This is a genomic window from Pantoea rwandensis, from assembly GCF_002095475.1.
Classification (GTDB): domain Bacteria; phylum Pseudomonadota; class Gammaproteobacteria; order Enterobacterales; family Enterobacteriaceae; genus Pantoea; species Pantoea rwandensis.
The window spans coordinates 63,662-84,347 of record NZ_MLFR01000011.1 but is presented as its reverse complement, the minus strand read 5'-3'; the positions used below and the strand labels follow the sequence as shown (position 1 = coordinate 84,347).

At 53.7% G+C, this 20,686-nt stretch carries 18 protein-coding genes and 1 pseudogene; 7 read left to right on the top strand and 12 right to left on the bottom strand.

Going from position 1 to position 20,686, the window contains the following annotated elements; translation table 11 throughout:
* Position 1 precedes the first annotated feature (1 nt).
* The 4 genes from HA51_RS12600 to HA51_RS12585 are packed head-to-tail and all read right to left on the bottom strand — an operon-like array spanning position 2 to position 3,495.
* Positions 2-1,093 (bottom strand): PTS fructose transporter subunit IIC, encoded by a 1,092-nt coding sequence (locus HA51_RS12600; protein WP_084934836.1) that lies wholly within the window; start codon positions 1,091-1,093, stop codon positions 2-4.
* 11 nt (positions 1,094-1,104) lie between these two features.
* Positions 1,105-1,419, bottom strand: a complete 315-nt coding sequence (locus HA51_RS12595) for a PTS fructose transporter subunit IIB (RefSeq protein WP_034828411.1) — start codon at positions 1,417-1,419, stop codon at positions 1,105-1,107.
* A 24-nt stretch (positions 1,420-1,443) separates the two neighbouring features.
* Entirely contained in the window at positions 1,444-1,914 is a 471-nt protein-coding gene (locus HA51_RS12590) for a PTS sugar transporter subunit IIA (protein ID WP_039328602.1), read from the bottom strand.
* An 18-nt stretch (positions 1,915-1,932) separates the two neighbouring features.
* The gene (locus HA51_RS12585; protein WP_084934835.1) at positions 1,933-3,495 is read right to left on the bottom strand and encodes a BglG family transcription antiterminator; all 1,563 of its coding nucleotides are present in this window, start codon (positions 3,493-3,495) and stop codon (positions 1,933-1,935) included.
* A gap of 410 nt (positions 3,496-3,905) precedes the next feature.
* Between HA51_RS12585 and parC the strand changes: the two genes are divergently transcribed.
* The 3 genes from parC (at position 3,906) to ftsP (ending at position 8,492) form a co-directional block, all read left to right on the top strand.
* The gene (gene parC, locus HA51_RS12580) at positions 3,906-6,179 is read left to right on the top strand and encodes a DNA topoisomerase IV subunit A (protein ID WP_084934834.1); all 2,274 of its coding nucleotides are present in this window, start codon (positions 3,906-3,908) and stop codon (positions 6,177-6,179) included.
* Between the two features lie 38 nt (positions 6,180-6,217).
* Complete coding sequence (locus HA51_RS12575) at positions 6,218-6,955, top strand: 1-acylglycerol-3-phosphate O-acyltransferase (RefSeq protein ID WP_084934833.1); 738 nt, start codon at positions 6,218-6,220, stop codon at positions 6,953-6,955.
* 109 nt (positions 6,956-7,064) lie between these two features.
* Positions 7,065-8,492 (top strand): cell division protein FtsP, encoded by a 1,428-nt coding sequence (ftsP, locus tag HA51_RS12570; protein ID WP_084934832.1) that lies wholly within the window; start codon positions 7,065-7,067, stop codon positions 8,490-8,492.
* Between the two features lie 34 nt (positions 8,493-8,526).
* Here ftsP and dkgA read toward each other — a convergent pair whose 3' ends face one another.
* Entirely contained in the window at positions 8,527-9,354 is an 828-nt protein-coding gene (dkgA, locus tag HA51_RS12565; protein WP_084934831.1) for a 2,5-didehydrogluconate reductase DkgA, read from the bottom strand.
* Positions 9,355-9,560: 206 nt separating this feature from the next.
* Between dkgA and HA51_RS12560 the strand changes: the two are divergent.
* A pseudogene (locus HA51_RS12560) lies at positions 9,561-10,468 on the top strand (AraC family transcriptional regulator).
* An 82-nt stretch (positions 10,469-10,550) separates the two neighbouring features.
* Here the strand turns inward: HA51_RS12560 and HA51_RS12555 are convergent.
* A complete protein-coding gene (locus tag HA51_RS12555; RefSeq protein WP_084934830.1) occupies positions 10,551-11,213 on the bottom strand; it encodes a DedA family protein in 663 nt (220 codons plus the stop codon).
* A 107-nt stretch (positions 11,214-11,320) separates the two neighbouring features.
* Complete coding sequence (gene metC, locus HA51_RS12550; protein WP_084934829.1) at positions 11,321-12,511, bottom strand: cystathionine beta-lyase; 1,191 nt, start codon at positions 12,509-12,511, stop codon at positions 11,321-11,323.
* A gap of 259 nt (positions 12,512-12,770) precedes the next feature.
* Between metC and exbB the strand changes: the two genes are divergently transcribed.
* From exbB to tcuC, 3 genes are all read left to right on the top strand, one after another.
* Positions 12,771-13,499, top strand: coding sequence for a tol-pal system-associated acyl-CoA thioesterase (gene exbB, locus HA51_RS12545; protein ID WP_205298319.1), 729 nt, complete (start codon positions 12,771-12,773; stop codon positions 13,497-13,499).
* A 5-nt stretch (positions 13,500-13,504) separates the two neighbouring features.
* Positions 13,505-13,927, top strand: a complete 423-nt coding sequence (gene exbD, locus HA51_RS12540; RefSeq protein WP_084934827.1) for a TonB system transport protein ExbD — start codon at positions 13,505-13,507, stop codon at positions 13,925-13,927.
* A 182-nt stretch (positions 13,928-14,109) separates the two neighbouring features.
* Positions 14,110-15,432, top strand: coding sequence for an MFS transporter (tcuC, locus tag HA51_RS12535; protein WP_084934826.1), 1,323 nt, complete (start codon positions 14,110-14,112; stop codon positions 15,430-15,432).
* Here the strand turns inward: tcuC and HA51_RS12530 are convergent, their stop codons facing one another.
* The 5 genes from HA51_RS12530 to HA51_RS12510 are packed head-to-tail and all read right to left on the bottom strand — an operon-like array spanning position 15,433 to position 20,668.
* The gene (locus HA51_RS12530; protein WP_084934825.1) at positions 15,433-16,395 is read right to left on the bottom strand and encodes a Csu type fimbrial protein; all 963 of its coding nucleotides are present in this window, start codon (positions 16,393-16,395) and stop codon (positions 15,433-15,435) included.
* Entirely contained in the window at positions 16,392-18,833 is a 2,442-nt protein-coding gene (locus tag HA51_RS12525) for a fimbria/pilus outer membrane usher protein (protein ID WP_084934824.1), read from the bottom strand. The genes HA51_RS12530 and HA51_RS12525 overlap by 4 nt, the downstream gene beginning before the upstream one ends.
* Positions 18,834-18,843: 10 nt before the next feature.
* Positions 18,844-19,542 carry a fimbrial biogenesis chaperone gene (locus HA51_RS12520; RefSeq protein WP_084934823.1) on the bottom strand — a complete coding sequence of 233 codons (699 nt, stop codon included), beginning with the start codon at positions 19,540-19,542 and terminating at the stop codon, positions 18,844-18,846.
* A gap of 27 nt (positions 19,543-19,569) precedes the next feature.
* Positions 19,570-20,052 (bottom strand): Csu type fimbrial protein, encoded by a 483-nt coding sequence (locus tag HA51_RS12515; protein WP_425435735.1) that lies wholly within the window; start codon positions 20,050-20,052, stop codon positions 19,570-19,572.
* Positions 20,053-20,101: 49 nt separating this feature from the next.
* The gene (locus HA51_RS12510) at positions 20,102-20,668 is read right to left on the bottom strand and encodes a spore coat protein U domain-containing protein (RefSeq protein ID WP_084934821.1); all 567 of its coding nucleotides are present in this window, start codon (positions 20,666-20,668) and stop codon (positions 20,102-20,104) included.
* Between the last annotated feature and the right edge of the window lie 18 nt (positions 20,669-20,686).

Genomic DNA, 20,686 nt, shown 5'->3' with positions numbered 1-20,686 from the left:
CTTATTCCAGAGTGAATTTGATCTCTTCATCGCGGACGCCAGGGGCTTCCACGTCATCGAACTCTTCATCTGCTTGAGTGACCGGTTTCTTCAGCACGGACAACATCACCCCGCACACGGTGGTGCCGATACCCAGCGCCAGGCAGAACAGCCAAGGTTTTTCAAACAGCGGCACCACAAACATCCCGCCGTGCGGCACTGGTGCGCCCACGCCCCACACCATAATCAGTCCACCGGCGATGGCAGAAGCCACCACACAGCTGCCGACCACACGGAACAGGTCACGCGCTGCAATCGGAATCACCCCTTCGGTAATCATGCAGATGCCCATCGGGAAGGCGGCTTTCAGCGCCTCTTTCTCGGCTTTGGTGTACTTTTTGCGCGACAGCAAGTACGACAGCGTGATGCCAAACGGCGGAATCATTGAGCCGACAAACTTCACTGCTTCCGGGCCATAAATGCCGTCAACCAGCATGCCGTCAGCAAACAGCGACATGGTTTTATTCACCGGCCCGCCGAAGTCGAAAGTCGCCATAGCACCGAGAATCGCGCCCATCACAAATTTCGATCCGCCTTGCATGGATTCGAGCAGAGCGATAAGCGCCTTCTGCAACCAAACAATCGGCTGGCCGATAAAGGTCATCATCAGCAATCCGGCGATGACGGTACTCAGCACGGGGAGCACCATAATCGGCATCAACCCCTGCATCGATTGCGGCAACTTAATCGTGCGGCGCAACAGCAGCACCGTGTAACCCACCAGGAAACCGCCGAAGATGCCGCCGATAAATCCGGTGCCAATCTGTCCGCAGATAAAACCGACGATCAACCCCGGTGCAAAGCCGGGACGATCGGCTATCGAGTAAGCGATCGCTGCGCTGATCAACGGTACGATCAGCCCCATGCCCCAGCCGCCGATCTGGTTCAACATCCAGGCGATAGTGCCGGGATGTTTACCGACATCCGGTCCGCCGATCACCTGGCCGAGCGCGATACAGATCCCAGCGGCGACGATCAGCGGGATCATCCACGAAATCCCAGTGAGCAAGTGGCCTTTGATCTCTTGGCCATACTGACGTTTGTTCTCGTTCATGGTGGATCTCCTCAGGCACGCGCCAGTGAATCCGCCACTTTTTCGAGGAATTTCACCGGTGACTTGATCACCACTTCGGTTTTCACTCGTACGATGGGTTTGCCCTGGAAGCGCTCTTCGCCGTTGATCTTCACATCAATGGCGAGAATCACCACGTCAGCGGCGGCGATATCTTCACGGGTTAGCGCGGTTTCGGTGCCAATGGTGCCCTGCGTTTCAACGTGGATGGTATGGCCCAGCGCGTGGGCCCCCTTAATCAGTTTTTCACGCGCAATGTAGGTATGCGCGATGCCTGCCGTGCAGGCCGCTACACAGACAATATTCATGTATCACCTCAGAGAGTTAGGGTGTTAACAGAGGTCGGTTTCGGCGTACTGACTAAACAGCCGGATGATATTGCTGGGGTCGTTTTCCACCAGCAATTGGGCTATCACCTCATCATCGGCCAGCGCGCTGGCCACCTGCGACAACAGGCGAATATGGGTGGTGTTCTGATCTTCCAGTCGCACGGCGAACAGGATGATGCAGCGCACCTGGCTGCCATCAAGCGTTTCCCACGGAATATCCTGTTGGGTACGGCCAATGGCGAGCGTGGTGTGGAGCACGGCGGAAGACTTGCCGTGTGGAATGGCGACATGGTTCTCAAAGCCGGTCGAACCTTCGGCCTCACGTAACCAAACGTCTTCAATAAACGCGGCCCGATCGGTGATGGCACCATCCTGATAAAGCAGGTCGGTGAGTTCATTAATCACCTCTTCTTTGGTGGTGGCAGTCAGCGCCAGGTTAACGCGACGGGGCGTCAGAATGCGGGAAATATCCATGGGTTCTACCTCATTCAATTAATGTTCAACCAAGGCGCAGGACGCACCGTCAGGCAGCTGGCTGCCAATCATGGCGTCAGTGACCCGCCGAATATCGTCATCGTTAAAAAATGCACTCACATAGACGGCCGGAATGGTGCCGGCATCGAGATGGATTGTGGTTATCACCAAATCCACCGGCTGGTTCTGGCAAAATGCGGCATGGTTGCTGGCAGATACCACGCCCGCAATTTCCCAGTCAGGGAAGGCGCGCAAAATGCGGCTTTTCAACAGGTGCGAAGTGCCCACACCGCTCGAGCACACCACCAGAATGCGTTTATGGGCGATTTGTCGCTCCAGTGCCGCCTGAAAATGCACACAGAGATAGCCAATTTCATCATCAGCGACGGGTGACAGGGCAAAGGTTCGCGCAGTCAATTGCATCGCTTGTTGCGTCAAAGAAAATATGCCCTTCATTTCCTGTTGAATATCTTCCAGCAGAGGATTGCGAATATGAATATGATATTTGAGTCGATTTAATAACGGCTTTATATGTACCAGTAATCCGTCAAATAATAATCGGTCCTGTGCTAAGTCCTGTTGAATAAATGTCGAGAATCGATCAATTAATTCACAGGTTATTTTTACGGATTCAGCCGTAGAAAATTGATTGTGCATGGGCGCATTATCACCACGCTCTTCCACCACAATGCCGGATGAAACAATATATTGATAAATAAATCCGACTTCATCTGTTGGCAAAGCGCAGCACATACGCTGCTCAATCTGCCTCACCATTTGCTGCGCAATAATCAAAATGCGCTGGTCAAGGTCCTGCATGGTGGTCAGGGTTGCCAGTGCCAGCGCATTACCCTGCGCCATACGATGCATCATGATCAGAATATGGGTGCAGAGATTCAGGTACCAGGCATCACCCAATGGGTAACTCAGCTGCTGCTCCATCTGCTGTAACAGTGCCTGTACAAAAGCCACATCCTCATCGCCAAAATAATGCACCAACGCTTGCTGGCTACCGGGGTCGAGACGAGGTAACAGTGGCGTACCGGCGACGTTTTGCTGCATCACGTCATTGATCAGTGAAACCATCGCCTGACGCAGCGTTTGTTCATGCCCTTCTATATGTGTGCCGCTTTGCCCGCGTTGTAGCGTCAAACCCAAGGGCTGTAACCACTCTTCTATGATTTTCAGGTCATTCACAATCGAGGCATGGCTGATAAAATAGCGTTCTGACAGTTTGCTGATTGAGGTAGCCCGCGGCGCGTCGCTCAACAGCTGTGAGGCAATTTTCACTCTACGGCTGTTCTGCCCCAGCGCATCAGCACTGCTTTCATCACCATTCAGCTGCTGCTCCAGTTGCAAACGTTGTTGGATATCATCGACCCGTAACCGCACGCCGCGTCCCGGTGTCTTTTCCAGCACCATGGACCAACTGCTCAGCCAGCTCTCTAGCCACTGTAAATCGCGATGAATGGTTTTCTCCGACACACCCAGTTGTAAGGCCAACTCTCTGATCGGCTGCGGTGCGGCATGTTGCAACAGTATTTTGACTAAACGGTGTTGTCGCGAAGTCAGTATTTGCATTCGGTCACCCTTTATTTTGGTCAATCGTTTTTAAGATTATTTCCTCGATATATTTATTTGGTGCCAGGAGCCAAGAGCGCAAAAGGTTTTTCTTATTGAGTATAAATTTAGAAAAGGACGGCGTAAGCAACAATACTAAATGTTGTCCATGATTACGGACAGCAGTAATACACCTAAAATGATGGGAATTTAATTGCGATCCTGCTCACATATAAATAGGCGTATTAATTGTGACATTGCTCGCATTCCTTTTTATTTTTCTAACCGATATCACGTTATTTAACACCACAGGATTCTTTTCGTCGTCACTGCCTTCCCTGTGACTAACACGCACGAATAAGGTACTATCCTCGCCAAATGACCGCCGGTTGTCCCGCCGTTGCGGGCCACGAAGTGAGGATGCGAGCTTAATGAGCGAATTGACGCAGGATGGTGCAGAGCGTCTTGCCCTGCACAAGTTTACTGAAAATGCGTACCTGAACTACTCCATGTACGTGATTATGGACCGCGCATTGCCGTATATCGGTGATGGGCTTAAGCCAGTGCAGCGTCGTATTGTCTACGCGATGTCAGAATTGGGCCTCAATGCGAGCGCCAAATTTAAGAAATCGGCACGTACCGTGGGTGATGTGTTGGGTAAATACCATCCACACGGCGATAGCGCTTGCTACGAAGCGATGGTGTTAATGGCACAGCCTTTTTCCTATCGTTATCCGCTGGTCGATGGTCAGGGGAACTGGGGCGCACCCGATGATCCTAAATCCTTTGCGGCGATGCGTTATACCGAATCGCGCCTGTCTAAATATGCTGAAATTCTGCTCGGTGAGCTGGGGCAGGGAACGGTCGATTACACCCCGAACTTCGATGGCACCATGCAGGAGCCGAAGATGTTGCCGGCGCGCCTGCCGAACATTCTGCTGAACGGCACCACCGGTATTGCCGTAGGCATGGCCACCGACATTCCACCGCACAACCTGCGTGAAGTGGCGGAAGCGGCGGTGAAGCTGATCGACAAACCCGATACCACGCTCGATGAGTTGCTGGATATTGTGCAAGGTCCGGATTACCCGACCGAAGCCGAAATCATCACCCCGCGTAGCGAAATTCGTAAGATTTACCAAAGTGGACGTGGATCCATCCGTCAACGTGCGGTGTGGAAGAAAGAAGACGGCGATGTGGTGATCACCGCGCTGCCACATCAGGTTTCCGGTGCACGCGTGCTGGAGCAGATTGCCAACCAGATGCGCAATAAAAAGCTGCCGATGGTGGAAGATCTGCGTGATGAATCTAACCACGAGAACCCAACACGTCTGGTGATCGTGCCGCGTTCCAATCGCGTGGATGTAGAGCAGGTAATGAACCACCTGTTTGCCACCACCGATCTGGAAAAGAGCTATCGCGTTAATCTGAATATGATCGGGCTGGATAACCGTCCGGCGGTGAAAAACCTGCTGGAGATCCTGTCCGAATGGCTGGTGTACCGTCGCGATACCGTGACGCGCCGTCTGAACTACCGTCTGGATCGCGTGCTGCGTCGCCTGCATATCCTCGAAGGTTTGTTGGTGGCGTTCCTCAATATAGATGAAGTGATCCACATCATCCGTACTGAGGACGAACCCAAGCAGGTCTTGATGTCGCGCTTTGAACTCAGCGACACCCAAGCCGAATCCATCCTTGAACTGAAACTGCGCCATCTCGCCAAATTGGAAGAGATGAAGATTCGCGGTGAGCAGGCGGAACTGGAGAAAGAGCGCGATCAGCTGCAGGCGATTCTGGCGTCCGAGCGCAAGATGAGCAACCTGCTGAAGAAAGAGTTGTTGGCAGATGCGCAAGCTTACGGCGATGCCCGCCGCTCGCCACTGCGCGAACGTGAAGAAGCTAAAGCACTGAGCGAAACCGAGCTGGTCAGCGCCGAGCCGGTCACTATTGTGCTGTCGCAGATGGGCTGGGTACGCAGCGCTAAAGGCCACGATATTGATCCAACCGGATTAAGCTACAAAGCGGGCGACAGCTATCTCGCTGCCGCACGCGGCAAGAGCAACCAGCCGGTGGCCTTTATCGACTCAACGGGTCGGAGTTATACGCTGGATCCGACCTCGCTGCCGTCAGCACGCGGGCAGGGCGAGCCATTGACTGGCAAACTGACGCCACCGCCGGGTGCCGCATTTGAACAAGTGTTGATGGAGCCGGATGAGCAGAAGTTGCTGATGGCTTCGGATGCCGGCTATGGCTTTATCTGTACCTTCGCTGATTTGATTTCCCGTAACCGTGCGGGTAAAGCGTTGTTAACATTGCCAGATAACGCCAAAGTGATGACACCGATGGCGGTCCATTCGGGCGATGATATGCTGCTGGCGATTACCCAAGCTGGCCGCATGCTGATGTTCCCTGTGAGCGATTTGCCACAGATGTCGAAAGGAAAAGGGAATAAAATCATCTCGATTCCGTCAGCGGATGCCGCAGCAGGTGTGGATAAACTGCAATGGCTGCTGATTCTGCCGCCTGGCAGCTCCCTCACCCTCTACGTCGGCAAGCGTAAGCTGATTATGCGTGATGAGGACCTGCAAAAAGTCCGTGCCGATCGTGGCCGTCGCGGTAGTGTGTCGCGTGGCTTGCAGCGTATTGATAGCGTGGAAGTCAACGCGCCAGCGCGCCCGAAGAGTGACGCGAGTAGCGAAGAGTAATACTGATCAGGCGATGGAATGCCACATTTGAGGAAGCTATGTTACTAATTTTACGCACGATCATTGTTGTTATCTATTCGATTTTGGTCTGTATTGTTGGCTGCATCTGGTGTCTGTTTTCACCGCGTAATCCACGTCACGTCGCGACGTTCGGCCATATGTTGGGCCGCCTGTCGACCGTGTTTGGTTTGAAAGTCGAGTTACGTAAACCGGCCGATGCAGAGAGTTATGGCAATGCGATTTATATCGCCAACCATCAAAACAACTACGATATGGTTACCGCCGCCAAAATCGTGCAGCCCACCACGGTTACCGTGGGTAAAAAGAGCCTGCTGTGGATTCCCTTCTTCGGCCAGTTGTACTGGTTAACCGGGAATCTGATGATTGACCGTGATAACCGCGCCAAAGCCCACGGCACCATCGGTGAGCTGGTGGCGCAGTTCAATAAAAAGAAAATCTCATTCTGGATGTTCCCTGAAGGCACGCGCAGCCGTGGTCGCGGCTTACTGCCTTTTAAAACCGGTGCCTTCCATGCTGCGGTGGCAGCGGGCGTGCCGATCATCCCGGTTGTGGTGTCGAACACTCACGGTAAAGTGAAGCTCAATCGCTGGAACAATGGTTTGGTGATTGTTGAGATGCTGCCTCCCGTGGACACCAAGCAGTTTGAAAGCACCTCTGTGCGTAAGTTAGCAACGCATTGCCGTGAATTAATGTCTGCTAAGCTAGAAGAATTGAACGCTGAAGTCGCCGAACGCGAAAAAAACGGTAAAATCTAATAATCCGCGGGGGTAGGGACTCTGCCTCCGCGCTCATCACAGCAATCACTCTTACAAGAACAACATGGACACGGCGTCTTCACGCCCCGCTCAAAAGGTCTGAAGTTTTATGTCTTGCAGCAGACGTCAGTTTATTCAGCTTTCCGCCGGTGTTGCGCTGGCTTCAAGTAGCATGCCTTATGCCGCGCACGCTGCGGCACCGCCAGGCGATGTGCCTCTTCCGATCCCTCCTTTGATTGAATCGCGCCGGGGTCAGCCGCTATTTCTGACGCTGCAACGCAGTCATTGGTCCTTCAGCGGCGACAGTAATAAAGCGCCGGTATGGGGTATTAACGGTCTATACCTGGGGCCAACGGTCCGTGTTTATAGCGGCGATGACGTCAAACTGATTTACAGTAACCGACTCAACGAACCGGTCGCCATGACCGTCAGCGGGCTACAAGTCCCGGGAGCATTAATGGGTGGCGCGCCACGCATGATGTCAGCGGGAGTGGACTGGGCACCGGTGCTGCCGATTCGCCAAGGGGCTGCCACGCTGTGGTATCACGCTAACACGCCAAATCGCATGGCCCCGCACGTCTACAATGGTTTGGCGGGCATGTGGTTGATTGAGGATGAGGTCAGCAAAGCGCTGCCGCTGCCTAAGCATTACGGCGTGGATGACTTCCCGCTGATTATTCAGGACAAGCGTCTCGATAATTTTGCTACGCCGGTCTATAACCCGCCATCCGAAGGCGGTTTTATGGGTGACACGCTGCTGGTCAATGGCGTGCAGAATCCCTACGTTGAAGTGTCTCGCGGCTGGGTGCGTTTACGCCTGCTGAATGCATCTAACGCGCGCCGTTTTGATCTGAACTTCTCGGACAATCGACCGTTTACGGTTGTGGCGAGCGATCAGGGCTTCTTGCCTGCACCGGTTGCCGTGCAAACGCTGTCACTGGCTCCGGGCGAACGCCGTGAAGTGCTGGTGGATATGTCGCAAGGTGATGAAGTCTCCATTACGGCAGGCACCGCGGCAGGTTTGATGGATCGCCTGCGCGGCCTGTTTGAGCCCTCATCGATTCTGGCCAACACGTTGGTGCTGAGCCTCCGTCCAACCGGTTTACTGCCATTGGTCACGGATAATCTACCGATGCGTTTATTGGCGGATCAGATTCTGGATGGTGTCGCCGTGCGTACACGCGAATTCCGCATCGGCGACAGCGTACCGGGTATCAACGGTGCGGTGTGGGACATGAACCGTATCGACACCACGGTGCAGCAAGGCACATTCGAGCGCTGGATTATCCACGCCGACCGTCCGCAGTCGCTGCATATTCAGGGCGTGATGTTCCTGGTGAAAAACGTCAATGGCGCGCAGCCGATGGGCGAAGACCGTGGCTGGAAAGATACGGTGTGGGTGGACGGTGATGTTGAGCTGTTGGTGAGTTTCCCGCAGAGTTCGTCGGATCACTTCCCGTTTATGTATTATAGCCAGACGTTGGAATTAGCCGACCGCGGCACAGCAGGGCAGTTGCAGGTCAACCCGGTGCCTTGAGTTAGCGGTGCGCATCAATGCGCACCGTACCAACCTACCCGTTAAAGCTTTCCGGATCTGGCCCCAAACGATTACCGCTATCCAGTTTGGTAATCTCGCTGATTTCTGTTTTTTCCAACCTGAAATCAAACACCTGGAAGTTCTCACGGATACGTTCTGGGGTGACAGATTTCGGAATCACCACTAATCCGCTATCCAGATGCCAGCGAATCACGATCTGCGCTGGCGTCTTGCCATACTTCTTCGCCAGCTCGCGAATAATTTCCTGATCAAATACCCCTTTTCCGCCTTGCGCCAGCGGGCTCCAGGATTCGGTCTGAATTTGGTGCAGCGCATTCCACGCATGCAGGGTGCGCTGTTGCAGCATCGGATGTAGCTCAATCTGATTGACCACAGGTGACACACCGGTTTCATCGATCAGGCGCTTCAGATGTGCTTCATGGAAGTTACAGACGCCGATGCTCTTGGTTAAGCCCTGCTGCTGCAACTCAATCATCTTTTTCCAGGCTTCAACGTAATGATCCTTTTCCGGGCAAGGCCAGTGCATCAGATACAGGTCAACGCTCTCTAACTGCAACTTCTTCAAACTGGTTTCAATTGCCTGCTGCCCATTCTGCTGATCGTCATTCCACAGCTTAGTGGTAATGAAAATATCGTCGCGTGCTACATCGGTATCCTGCAGCGCCTGGCCCACCGCTTCCTCATTTTTGTAGATGGCGGCGGTATCGATGGAGCGATAGCCCACCTTCAACGCTTCCACAATTGCGTGCCGGGCATCCTCAATGCTGGCCTGCCATACACCGAGCCCAAGCTGCGGCATCATATTGCCGTCGCGCAGTTTAATAATGGGTTGCTCTGCCATAGTTGCTCCTTATCTGTCGCAGTGACTTACTGTTAAAAGCGCTGCTGTTAAGTCTAGTCAACAAACTTAACCGGAGGATCATTGTGGCAACAGTGTGATCATTTTACCCTGGTCATTTCTGCCAGAATCTTGCCTGATTCTCCTGAATGGTGGAGCTTTAAGCAGCATTACGGCACACTGATTTTTTTGCTGTCTGAGAGAGTGTGATGCCGAACGATGCCCTTTGCCGCCGATTGGCGCAGCGTGTGGTGACGTTAGTCAACGATCAGCACCAGCGCTGTGTGCGTTGGAAAATGTGAAGCTGATTTATGCCTGCGAGACGATGCCGCGAACGCCCATGATGTATCAGCCCGGTATTGTGATTCTGTTTCAGGGACGCAAAACCGGCTACCTCGGCAGTACGGTATTTCACTATGACGCGACCAAATACCTGATGCTCACCGTGCCGCTGCCGGTCGAGTGTGAAACGGTCGCCACGGTTCAGGAGCCGTTGGCAGGCATATGCTTGAGTGTCGACATCGCCAGCTTGCAGGATCTATTGATGGATATCGGCGATGACGAACAATTTCAGCCGCAGTTGCATACCTCGGGCATTCATTCGGCCTACATGAGCGAAGAGATGCTGTGCGCGGCTGAGCGCTTGTTGGATGTGATGAATAAGCCGCGAGACGCACGTGTGCTGGGACCGCAGTTGGTACGTGAGATCATTTACTACGTGTTAACCGGGCCGATTGGCGGTGCGTTGCTGTCGCTGGTCAACCGCCAGACGCAGTTTAGTCAGATCGCGCGCGCGCTGCGTCGCATCGAAAATCATTTTGCCGACAGCCTCAGCGTTGAGATGTTGGCAGCGGAAGTGAATATGAGCGTATCGGCGTTCCACCACAACTTCAAAGCCGTGACGCAGACTTCACCGCTGCAGTACTTGAAGCGTTATCGCCTGCATCAGGCACGATTAATGATGTTACAGGATGGGATGAAGGCCAGTGCGGCGGCCGTGCGCGTGGGATATGAAAGCCCATCGCAATTTTCGCGGGAGTTTAAACGTTATTTCGGCGTCACGCCGGGAGAAGAGGCCAGTCGCGTGCGCCAAACGCTGCCGTTTGACGCCGCTTGAACGGCTGGTGCGCATGAATGCGCACCCTACGAAACTGTACCGAGCTATTGTAAGGTTGCCATTGATGGCGACCAAGGCCCGATTAGCTCGTTTTCTGACGGCGCTTCTTCCAGATCACCACGATGCTGCCGGTCAGGCCGACAAACAGCAGTACCATCGGCAGCACCATCAGCACGGCCATAACCTGATCTTCGTGGCGCTTGATAAACGGCACCTGACTGATACCGTAACCCATCGCGACCACAATACCGACCCACAGTGCGCCGCTTAGCCAGTTAAACAGCTGGAAGCGCCCATTCTGCAAGCCAGAAATGCCGGCCATGGTCGGTAACAGTGTGCGCACAAAGGCCAGAAAACGACCGACCAACAGCGCCATTAGGCCATGGCGGTTAAACAGATTCCACGCACGCTGATGATATTGCGCGGGAAGGTGCATCAACCAGCTTTTCACCAAACGGGTATTGCCGAGCCAACGTCCTTGCAGATAACTCAGCCAACAACCCAAACTGGCGGCGGTGGTCAGAATCACCATGGTCGGCACGAAATCCATCACGCCTTTGGCAATCATGGCACCCGCGAGCAGCAACAGGCTGTCACCCGGCAGAAAAGAGGCGGGTAACAAACCGTTTTCCAGAAACAGCGTCAAAAACATCACGCCGTAAACAACCCACACGACATCTGGATTGGCCAGCGCGGCAAAATCCTGATGCCAGAGCGCGTGGACAATCTCATGTAAAACACCCATCTGCTATCCCATCGAGTCACAAGGCTTCTATTTTAACCCTCTGTGCCATCGCATTTGTTGATCTCTCCTGCATGGCACGGAACGGTTTAGCTTTTGTTTATCTTTTTTTACTGTTTCAAGCGCGCAAAGCCCGCTTTCAGGTCAGTCAGCAAGTCATCGACATGCTCAAGACCAATGTGCAAGCGCACCAACGTACCGGAGAAATCAACACCACCTGCTGGGCGAATCTCTGCCAGTTCTTCCGGCTGATTGGCCAAAATCAGTGATTCATAACCGCCCCATGAATAAGCCATGCTGAAGTGGTGGAAATGGTCGAGATAATTTGCCAACTGCTCACGACTGAGCTTTTCATGCAAGATGAAGGAAAATAGCCCGCTGCTGCCGTTAAAATCACGCTGCCAGAATTCATGGCCTTTGCACTGTGGCAGGGCGGGGTGATTCACGCGAGCCACTTCCGGTTGTGCCGCCAGCCACTCGGCGACCTGCAAACCACTCTCTTCGTGCTGACGCAAACGGGTGCCGAGCGTACGCAATCCGCGGCTGGCCATATACGCCGTATCGGCATCCACCATCTGGCCCATCAAGTACGAATTTTCGCGCAGTTGCGGCCAGCAGCGTTCATTGGCGACCGCTGTACCAATCATCGCGTCGCTGTGACCAATGATGTATTTGGTGCCCGCCTGAATAGAAATATCGATGCCATGCTCCAGCGCGTTAAACAATACGCCCGCCGCCCAGGTATTATCGATCATGATAATGGCGTCAGGCGCTTTCGCGCGTACCGCGGCAACGATGGCCGGAATATCCTGCACTTCCATGGTGATGGAAGCGGGGGATTCGAGAAACACTACACGGGTATTAGGCTGAATCAGTTCACTGATTTCGCTGCCGATGCAGTGATCAAAAAAAGTGGTAGTGACATTTAGTTTGCTGAGAATTTTGGTGCAAAAATCCTGCGTCGGCTCGTAGACCGCACCGCTCACTAAGATATGTTCGCCTGCTTCAACAAAAGAAAGAATGGCATTGGAAACAGCTGCGGCACCGCACGGATAAAGAGCGCAACCTGCGCCACCTTCAAGTTCGGTCATGGCGTCTTGCAGCGAGAAGTGGGTGAGCGTACCGCGACGGCCATAGAAAAGCTCACCTGAAGCACGACCCGCCGTCGCGTGTTTTTTGTCAGCAACCGTGTCAAAAACCAGTGAAGAAGCGCGTTGGATAACGCTGTTGACTGAGCCCTGAGTGTAACGTTTGCTGCGTCCCGCGCTAACCAGCGTGGTATCAATTTTATTCGTTGCCATCACTGCCTTTCCTGACACGTGCTACAAAACATCCACGTTACCATGAAACGCCGCAGTGGGTTGATCCTGTTTGCGGATTATCAGATTGAAGCCAGCATTCTGTAAAACATTGTCAAATTGGGGTCAAAAAAAGCACCTTAGGTTTGTAAATAGTAATGAGAACTACTATCACTTCGCTCAATTTTTTTGCTATGATCCGCGCTTCAATCGTGAACTGTGCAACAGAAGTTGGAGACGCAGCGTGGTAGCCAGTGATTTGATGCAAACGGACCTCTCCGTTTGGGGTATGTATCAGCATGCCGATATCGTGGTAAAAATTGTGATGATTGGCCTTTTGTTGGCTTCGGTTGTCACTTGGGCGATTTTCTTCGGCAAGTTTGCTGAGCTGAGCGGGGCGAAACGTCGTCTGAAACGCGAACAGCAAGCGCTGGGCGAAGCCCGATCGCTTAACGATGCTTACCGCGCCGCTGAAAGCTTCACCAGCAACAGCCACAGTGCCGTTTTGCTGAACGATGCACAGAACGAGCTGGAACTCTCAGCCGGTACTGAAGATCTCGATGGGATTAAAGAGCGCACCAGCTTCCGCCTGGATCGTCGTGTTGCGGCCTTTAGCCGTCATGCAGGTCGTGGCAATGGCTTCCTCGCCACCATCGGTTCGGTTGCTCCGTTTATCGGCCTGTTTGGTACCGTTTGGGGCATCATGAACAGCTTCATCGGTATCGCGAAAACACAAACCACCAACCTTGCCGTCGTGGCACCGGGTATTGCAGAAGCACTGCTGGCTACGGCTATCGGTCTGGTCGCTGCGATCCCAGCCGTTGTGATTTACAACGTGTTTGCTCGCATGATTGCCAGCTACAAAGCCTCGTTAGGTGATGTTGCCGCTCAGGTGATGCTGCTACAGAGCCGCGATTTGGATCTCGGCAACGTGGATACGGCGAAAGAAGCCAACCGTCCAGCGGCGGCACAGAAACTGCGCGTAGGATAAGTATTATGGCGATGCGTTTAAACGATGACTCGGTAGGCGATGGCGAAATGCATGAAATCAACGTGACGCCGTTTATCGACGTCATGTTGGTTTTGCTGATCATCTTTATGGTCGCCGCACCATTAGCCACCGTGGATGTGCGTGTGAACCTGCCTGCCTCCACCAGCGCCCCGCAACCGCGTCCGGAAAAACCGGTCTATCTGTCAATCAAAGAAGATAAGCAGATTTACATCGGTAACGATGCGGTGACTAAAGAAACGCTGGTGAATGCACTGATGGCCCAAACTGAAGGTAATAAAGACACCACCATCTTCTTCCAGGCAGACAAATCAGTGGATTATGAAACGCTGATGAGTGTGATGGATCAGCTGCGTGAAGCGGGTTATTTGAAGATTGGTTTAATGGGCATGGAAACGGTGAAGCGTTAATCTTCATTATTTCTTGCTCACAAGGGTCGCTGTTTACAGCGGCCCTTTTTATTTGCCTTAACGCTAAGTTGTTAATTTCTTGTTACCGTTGGACTCACTTTTGTAAACTGCAATGGTGAAGGTGATCACATCTATTCCTGGCGCAACCCGCTACAACGGAAGAAAAACCCAGGAAGGACAATATGAGCGCGAGTCAATCTTTACAAAAGCCATCGCAAGGCGGTGCCAAAACTATCTTTAGCGTTACCAGTGGTAACTTTCTTGAGATGTACGATTTCATGGTGTTTGGCTATTACGCTACCGCAATCGCCAAAACCTTTTTCCCCGGAGATGATCCTTTTGCCTCACTGATGCTCACGCTGATGACCTTTGGTGCGGGCTTCCTGATGCGTCCGCTTGGCGCGATTATCCTTGGGGCTTACATTGACCATCACGGGCGTCGTAAAGGGCTGCTGCTGACGCTGGGATTGATGGCAGTAGGGACGCTGACCATTGCCTTAGTTCCCGGCTATGCCACTTTGGGTGCCGCCGCGCCGATTCTGATTCTGCTCGGACGTTTGCTGCAAGGCTTCTCGGCGGGTGTCGAGTTAGGTGGCGTGTCGGTATACCTGTCGGAAGTGGCGCCAAAAGGGCGTAAAGGTTTCTATGTCAGTTGGCAGTCAGGTAGCCAGCAAGTGGCGGTCATCTTTGCTGCACTGCTGGGACTTGGCCTGAATCATCTGCTGGCGAAAGACGCCGTCACAGAGTGGGGCTGGCGTATTCCGTTCGTGGTGGGCTGCATGATTGTGCCGTTCCTGTTCTGGATTCGCCGCATGCTGGAAGAAACTGAAGCGTTCAGTCAGCGTAAACATCATCCTTCCATGGGACAGATAATGCGTTCTGTGGGACAGAACTGGGCATTGGTGCTGGCAGGGATGTTGATGGTCGTGACCACCACAGTGATGTTTTACATGATTACGGCTTTTACCCCAACGTTCGGTAAAACCGTGCTGATGATGAGTGATGAGCAGAGCTTTATGGTGACGCTTTTTGTTGGCATCTCCAATTTGATCTGGCTGCCCGTCATGGGATCGCTGTCTGATCGGGTCGGTCGCCGTCCACTGCTGATTATTTTCACCATCCTGATGATTTTAACCACTTGGCCGGTGCTGCATTGGTTGGTCGGCTCACCGACGTTCGCACACTTGGTGGAAGCCGAATTGTGGCTGTCGTTTATGTATGCCAGCTATAACGGCGCCATGGTGGTTTATCTGGCAGAGATTATGCCAGCCGAAGTGCGCGCATCGGGCTTCTCATTGGCTTACAGTCTGGCAACTGCCCTGTTTGGTGGCTTTACACCCGCAATTTCCAGCTATTTGATTCACGCCACCGGAGATAAAGCGATGCCTGGCGTGTGGCTGTCATTCGCCGCTGTGTGCGGATTGATCGGTACGCTGTTGATTGGCCGCATGGTGAAACAGTATCAGGCGCGCCATAACGGCACGCCCGTGGGTGCTCCGCTGTAATTAGAATGACAAATCCACAGTCACGTTATCGGTGTAAGACCCTGCCGCTGGCGTGAGCTGTGTTGAAAGAATCTGCGCCGTGTAGGTAAATGCGCTGACAGTACCGGTGGTGGCCGGCGTGGTGGCCGTGCTGCTGCTCCAGCGTTCTGTACCGCTCGGTCCCCAGCGGTTAGTGCCGCTGGTTCCTTTGTAAATCTCATAAGCCAGCCGATTAGTGCCCGAAGCCATGTTGCGCGTGGTGCTGTAATAACTGCCATTACTTAATCCCACGGTGTAGGTGCTGCCTTTGCTACAGGTCACATTGATGGTCTGACTCACGGTGGAAAAACTGCTGACTAACGGGGCGCTGCCAAAACTCAAGGCGGGGGCTACAATGGTTGAGCAGTCGTTGCTGAGCACCAAGGTCAAGGTGATGGGAATAGAGAGCGTGCCCGTTTGCAAGCCAACACAGACGCTTCCCAAGCCGATCAGCGTACAAACCCGATAGGTTGCCGTAATCGTTATTTGAACCGTATACGTCCCTGCGGCTACGGTCTGGCCTGTGATCGTGGAGAAATAAAGTGGGATAGAGAAGTTAGAATTCCCGCCCAGACCTAACAGATTGAGTGCGCTGTAGTTATAGGTATAGCTAGCGCCTTGGATTAATTCAGTCGCACAGGCGCTATCGATACACATTTTTACCGGGATATTATCTGTTGTCGTATCTTTCTTTAAGGTTGCCCGCGAACCGGAAAGATTTGTTGCGCTCGTAAATTGATAAATGATGTAGTTATCAGAGCCGAGTGAAAGTAGCGATCCGCTCCCGCAATTAACCGCAGTCGCCGCAGAGGTTGGCGAGGATGTTGAAGCGGCTGTCAACGTGCTGGTTGAGGTGAAAGTGCCGCTGGCCGCTGCTGTGGTACAGGCGGCATAGCTTAACGCAGGGCAGATCAACAGTATCAGCAACAGCAGTATCTTTTTCATGGCGATATTCCGGCTTGAGCATCAGCGCTCGATGGCACCGCCGCGCCAGCGGGCAGCGGCGGTAAGGAACAAGTCAAGGGACCATAAGTTTGCAGCGCTTTAGGCTGCCCATTCTCAATCTCTAATGTGGTTTCGCAGCTGCGGCCATCCGGTGTGACAACCTGCAGGGGGTTGTGTGCAGTGAGATCTTCCATCCAGACAATGCCATCCCAACCAATGTATTCGGTGCCATGATTGGGGCGCAGCACTTGGCTGGAGAGCGGCAGGGGTTTGCCGGTCTGGTCATGCAAAATCACGCTGGCAGAGCGCAAGCGTTCAACGGGGAAGTTAAGCAGATAGCCACTCTGGCGTTTGACGGCAAAACGCTGTTCAACTCTCGGAGCTGTCATATCAGCAGGCAGGTCCAGTGTGTCGATATCGTATTTCGCCGCGTAATAACTGCTGATTGATGGCACCAGCAGATAACCTTGCTTGTCGGTGCGTCCCATCGATTGGTTTTCGTAGCGCACAGTGACGTCGGGATAGTCGGTTTTAACCAGCACAAAGGCATCATTAATGCTATTGGCAGCAAAAACTCCGCCATCCATCATCACCAGTGAACCGGTCACGTCGGCCCATTGCGTGCTGTAGGTATCGTCACCATAGAAGCCCGCCGAAGTATCAATTTTATTATTGCGCCAGCGCAAGCTAGCCTGGCGATACTGCCCACTATCGCTGCTCTGGTTAGCCCATGAAGCGTCGGCGGAGAAGCCACCGTCGGTTGGCATGGCGCGTGATACTGAAACACGCTGCGCACTGCCCCCTTGTTGGTCACGTTCAACGCTGAAGGAAGCCGAAGATCGCTCACCGAATGGAATCATCAGAGAGATGGCACCACTCCACTCGCCGCTGCTTTGATCGCGGCTGGCAGAGACGTACAGGCTACTGTCACGCCAGAGATTCTTACTCCATGAGAGGTTCCATAACCGGGTACGTTCACCATCAGAGGATGAGATATCAATATAGGCCGCGCCAAGGCTGCCGTAATCCGCCAGCGATACGCTAGCGTTATACTGACTGCTGCGCCGTGCGAGTGTGTAACTGTTATTGGTGCTGTCATACCCTTGGCTGCTGGCTAGGGCGAGATCGCCATACTGGCTACTGCGTAGGGTTTGTTGCATCCCCAAATTGAACCAGGAATTATTGTACTGATAGCCCCAACTGTACTGCGTGCCGGGCTGGCTCGACATTTGGCTCTTTGCCACCGAACCGTTAACCACGCCCAGGCTGCCGAGACGTACGACGCTACCGACGCCACCGGTTGCCAGGCTATCGCTGCCTTCTGCATGGCCTTCCACGGTGAGCCAATCCGTCAGGCCATAACGATATGAGCCGCTGGCGGCAGCGGCACCATAATCGAAGCTTTCAAAACCATAGTTCCGGCGGAGGGCACCGGCGGCCACCGAGTAATCTGACAATCCGCTTTTTAGTAGCGTGCTGGCCACGTAAAACGGCAACGTTGTGGTGACCTGTCGGCCAAGTGCATCCGTCGTGGTGACCACCGCCTCGCCCGCACCGTTGACGAAGGGTACGTTCGTGATCGACCACGGCCCTGCCTGCACCTGATTCTGGCTTGAGCGATAGCCATTGATAAACAGGTCAACCGTTGAGGGGACAGCAGCCTGCCCGGAAAACGCCGGAAGCGGATAGGTGATTAAATCTGGGCGCAGGCCAAAGTCGCGGCCAAACTGTATGCCGCCCAGGCGTACACTGTTACTCCAGCCAAGTGCATCGGTGGTTAAATCCCCTAAGCGCCAGCTGACAACGTTGTTCTCATCCTCATTGCTCCACCACGTGTCGTAGCGGATGTAGCCTTTGTTCTGGCCTATGGCTTCGCCCTCTAGCTGTTGCTGCCAAACGCCGGTGGTGGCGATTTGGCCCTGATTGCCAAAGTAGCGCAGCTCATTCCAGCCAGAAACGCGCGACCCCGCCGAACCGGTACGCGTCGCGTAGAGGTCATAGTTAAACAGCAAGCCGCTGCTGCTCCGTCCCGGGTAACGAGGGCCATTGGTGGCCCCGCCGAGACTCTGGTTAGGTAGCCAACTGGCAGGCACGCTCAGTAATAACCGCTGGCGTTGGTTGTCATACTCCACTTTGCTGCCCGGCAGTTGGTTCACATCAATCTGCTGCCCATTAAGCTTCTCAGGCGGTATTCCCGCTTGTTGCAGATCGGCACTGCGCACCCAGTAATCTCCGTTGCGTAAATTGACGGGGACAATCTGGCCACGCGCTTGCTGGTTTACCACTAGCTCAAGCAGCAGTTGCTGCCCACTGGCATTATTTTCCAGCGTAGGGGGCGGGGGCAGTTCCGAATAAGATTCTGCCAGCGCGGCGGCGGGCGACAGGCAACACAAAACGCTACCAACGGCGAATGCGCAGGGAGTAGGAAGTGGCCGCATCGGTCAGCGCTTACTGGCTAGCGTTACCACGCCAGTGTCCTTTATTCACTTCTGTTTGCAATTCCCCACTGACGGCGGTGTTGAGTGGCCAGCGATTACTGCCATGCGCCAGGACATAGCCAAACAAGCCTTGGCCTTGCCCACGGCCACCAATGCTGAGATTACTCAGGCGAGCATGTCCGTCACCTTGGTTGGTTATTTGCAACCAGCGCTTACCGTCTTGCGTCACTTGTTGCCAGCTAAGCTGTGATTTTGCGCTATCGGCGGTGAGGCCATTGCCATAAGTGAAAAGCGGCACTGAATAGCGCATTTGAAAATTCAGCCCTGCCTGATTGGGGGAAGGAGTTTTGGGCGTCGGGATCTCATCCAAAACCACGCGATAAGCCTGCTCCTTGCCCGCGGGCACCGGTGAAAGCTTTATCAGGCGAATCAATTGTTTTTGCCCCGCATCAATACGCACCATCGGCGGGCTGGCGGCTACCAGCTGCTGTGTCTGATACTGATCATGGCCATTGACCTGCTGCCAGCTAAACACCCGGATCTGCATCATTGTGGTGGCATTACCACGATTCTCCAGCCACAGCTCAGTGGCTTTATCGTCGGGGTTGATCACGGGGTCGATCGGCCAAATCATGACCGAGTTAGCGGCGTGCGCCAGCGGCATCATCGGAGCCAGAAACGCGAGGAGGAGGGGGGAGAGCGATCTCATAGTCAGAATCCTTCATCAATAAATCCGTTACCAGCTCAGGGTCACGGTGAGCGTATCGGTGTAACTCCCTGCGCGCGTAGGGCCGGGCAACTGCAATTGACCATAAATGGGCAACGTAATGTTATTGGCGTTGCTATAGGACAATGCGACTGCCTGATTCACAGGGATGGCCGTCGTCCGGGCGGCATTAGAGTAGAGGTAATAAGCGACGGTATTACCAAACGTTGCCTGTTTTAGATTCCGTGTAGTGGTGTAGTTACTCCCGCCATTTATCATCATGCTCAGGGTGGTGCCGGGTGTGCAGGCGAGCGTAATGGTGGTGCTCTGCACATAACTGGCGCTGACACTGCTGCTGGAAACCCCGGATTGGGTACCAAAATCAAGCGTACCAAACACGCCGGTATTCGTGCCTGAAACCACGCATCCCGCTACGATGGAGGCAGAGACCTGGAAGGATGCCGTCGGCAGCCCCCAGGCCGATGCACTGCACAGCAGCAGAATCACGGTCAGCGTATAACGCAGACGGATTAACGCCACTGGTTAACTCCAATAGACCAAATCAGTAATTCACGGAAACGTTAATCGTATCCGTGTAGGTACCTGCTGGGATGACCGGGTTGTAACCGCCACCCACTATGCGGCCATAAATGGCGTAGTTAGTCCCCAAAGTGGCGTCCGTGGTACCACTGGGCGCAATATTGGTGTTATTGGCAATCGCGGTGGTATAAGCGGCGTCGCTGTAGATGGTATAAGCGATGCCCTGTGTGTTATCTGACCCGAGACGGAGATAACGGGGCTGCGTACTGGCCGTACCATAGATGGTTGCAGGCGCTGTATTGCTGCCTGTCACCTGTACGTTAAAGGTTTGACCCGTAGTGCAGCGCACGTAGATACCGTTCCCGGATGTGCCCACCAAAGTGGCACCCAATGAATCAAAGGTGGCGGCACTGGTTCCGAAGTTCAGGCTACCGAAGTTAACGCCGGTGATGGCGGACTGGCCATTGACCAAACAACCCGTGGTCAACGTCAGCGTTGCGGCAATGGTCCCGGTGGTTGACGCTGCATAAGTTGTGACAGGCAACGCCATGCTTAGGCTGGAAGCCAAAAGAAAAAGCTTGAGTTTCATAATCATTCCTTACTGATT

What these genes read in the sequence shown, in the direction of transcription:
- HA51_RS12600 (WP_084934836.1), bottom strand. Translation starts at nt 1,093, where the DNA reads ATGAACGAGAACAAACGTCAGTATGGCCAAGAGATCAAAGGCCACTTG.
- HA51_RS12595 (WP_034828411.1), bottom strand. Translation starts at nt 1,419, where the DNA reads ATGAATATTGTCTGTGTAGCGGCCTGCACGGCAGGCATCGCGCATACC.
- HA51_RS12590 (WP_039328602.1), bottom strand. Translation starts at nt 1,914, where the DNA reads ATGGATATTTCCCGCATTCTGACGCCCCGTCGCGTTAACCTGGCGCTG.
- HA51_RS12585 (WP_084934835.1), bottom strand. Translation starts at nt 3,495, where the DNA reads ATGCAAATACTGACTTCGCGACAACACCGTTTAGTCAAAATACTGTTG.
- parC (WP_084934834.1), top strand. Translation starts at nt 3,906, where the DNA reads ATGAGCGAATTGACGCAGGATGGTGCAGAGCGTCTTGCCCTGCACAAG.
- HA51_RS12575 (WP_084934833.1), top strand. Translation starts at nt 6,218, where the DNA reads ATGTTACTAATTTTACGCACGATCATTGTTGTTATCTATTCGATTTTG.
- ftsP (WP_084934832.1), top strand. Translation starts at nt 7,065, where the DNA reads ATGTCTTGCAGCAGACGTCAGTTTATTCAGCTTTCCGCCGGTGTTGCG.
- dkgA (WP_084934831.1), bottom strand. Translation starts at nt 9,354, where the DNA reads ATGGCAGAGCAACCCATTATTAAACTGCGCGACGGCAATATGATGCCG.
- HA51_RS12555 (WP_084934830.1), bottom strand. Translation starts at nt 11,213, where the DNA reads ATGGGTGTTTTACATGAGATTGTCCACGCGCTCTGGCATCAGGATTTT.
- metC (WP_084934829.1), bottom strand. Translation starts at nt 12,511, where the DNA reads ATGGCAACGAATAAAATTGATACCACGCTGGTTAGCGCGGGACGCAGC.
- exbB (WP_205298319.1), top strand. Translation starts at nt 12,771, where the DNA reads ATGCAAACGGACCTCTCCGTTTGGGGTATGTATCAGCATGCCGATATC.
- exbD (WP_084934827.1), top strand. Translation starts at nt 13,505, where the DNA reads ATGGCGATGCGTTTAAACGATGACTCGGTAGGCGATGGCGAAATGCAT.
- tcuC (WP_084934826.1), top strand. Translation starts at nt 14,110, where the DNA reads ATGAGCGCGAGTCAATCTTTACAAAAGCCATCGCAAGGCGGTGCCAAA.
- HA51_RS12530 (WP_084934825.1), bottom strand. Translation starts at nt 16,395, where the DNA reads ATGAAAAAGATACTGCTGTTGCTGATACTGTTGATCTGCCCTGCGTTA.
- HA51_RS12525 (WP_084934824.1), bottom strand. Translation starts at nt 18,833, where the DNA reads ATGCGGCCACTTCCTACTCCCTGCGCATTCGCCGTTGGTAGCGTTTTG.
- HA51_RS12520 (WP_084934823.1), bottom strand. Translation starts at nt 19,542, where the DNA reads ATGAGATCGCTCTCCCCCCTCCTCCTCGCGTTTCTGGCTCCGATGATG.
- HA51_RS12510 (WP_084934821.1), bottom strand. Translation starts at nt 20,668, where the DNA reads ATGAAACTCAAGCTTTTTCTTTTGGCTTCCAGCCTAAGCATGGCGTTG.